Genomic DNA, 976 nt, shown 5'->3' on the forward strand with positions numbered 1-976 from the left:
CAGGTACACCTTGCCCGCAGGGATCTGGAATTCTGTAATGTCCGTGAGCCACTTCTCGTTGGGCACCGCAGCCTGGAAGTTCCGGTTGATGATGTTCTCAGGCGCTGGACTGATCTCACCAAGGTAGGACGCGTACCTGCGCCGCTTGGGCCTGGCCACAACAAGGCGTTCCTGCTTCATCAGCCGTTGCACCACCTTCTCGGAGACAGTGACGTGCTGCCTGGTCAGTGAGGCCTGCAACCTGCGGTAGCCGTAGCAGCGATGGTTGGACTCAAAGATATCGGTCATGGCTTGCCGCACCGAGAGATACTTGTCGCCCACCATCGTATGGGCGCGATGATAGAAGTACGAGCTACGCGCAATACCCAACTGTGCAAGGAGCTCTGGCAGGCCATAGCGCGCTCTGAGGGCATCAATCAGCAATGTCTTCTCCCGGTTGGTCAGGAGTTGCAGATCGACGCCCAGGCCTTTTTTTAGCAGTTCATTGGCCTTCTTCAAGAGATCGCGTTCCAGCTGCAGGTGCCGGATTTCGCGTTGCAGGGATTCGAGCTGTCGTTCGAGTTCCGCTCGCTCTGGTGCTGGCGGTGGGTGGTTGTGGCGTTTCATGGATGCGGGCGCCTCGCGCCCGAGTAGTTGGTTCTTCCAGTTGTACAGTGTCGGCCTGCAAACGCCCAGCCTTTCTGCCACGGCTTGTGCACCTTCCTGCCGCGCGCAAAGCTCCATGACCCCCGCCTGCTTCAGTGCCTCGGGGTACCTTCGCCGGCCGACACTGCCAACGGCGGATTTCCTACTCTCAGGAACTGCCTCGCGAATCCAGGTGGTCAACGTTCCCCGACCTGGGTAGCCCAATGCCCTCATCGTCGCGGCAATGCAGCGATCGTGCGCGAGGTAGTGTGCAATAGCTGCCTGCTTCTGTGCCTGCGAATACTTGGGCGGCCGACCTGCATAGCCCACGGGCAGATCGGACTGCCGTTCG

General features: G+C 59.9%; 1 protein-coding gene. It reads right to left on the minus strand.

The genetic code is table 11. From position 1 onward, the window contains the following. The coding region (locus tag AC07OE_RS20320; RefSeq protein WP_495072375.1) for an IS3 family transposase at positions 1–976 on the minus strand (976 nt) is incomplete at both ends.

This window comes from Rhodoferax sp. GW821-FHT09E07, assembly GCF_059416145.1.